Below are 254 nucleotides of genomic sequence, written 5' to 3'. Positions count from 1 at the left end.
GTAGTACGAGCCGCGCGAGGCCACGCGCTGGCTGCCGTCAATGGCGCGCGGTGTGCGCACGAACTCGCTGACCGGCACGCCAAAGTCCTGCCCGGGGATGATGCCGTAGTACGCGCCCCGCACGTTGCGCTGCATGTACAAGCCATCGAACGACCATTGCAGATTCGGCGTGATGCGCGCATCGAGCGCGAGTGATGCGGAGTCACGCTTGATATGGCCGCCGTCGACAAAGGTGTCGCCTTCTTCATGCACTA

The 254-nt window shown here is 63.8% G+C and carries 1 protein-coding gene; it reads right to left on the bottom strand.

Going from position 1 to position 254, the window contains the following annotated elements; genetic code table 11:
- Positions 1 to 254, bottom strand: a 254-nt coding sequence (locus ACH107_RS33965) for a hypothetical protein (RefSeq protein ID WP_412509943.1), incomplete at both ends; no start/stop codon positions are given.

It is taken from the genome of Roseovarius halophilus (ex Wu et al. 2025), from assembly GCF_047086965.1.
The sequence above is the reverse complement of the archived record's forward strand: the minus strand, read 5'-3'. Positions and strand labels throughout refer to the sequence as shown.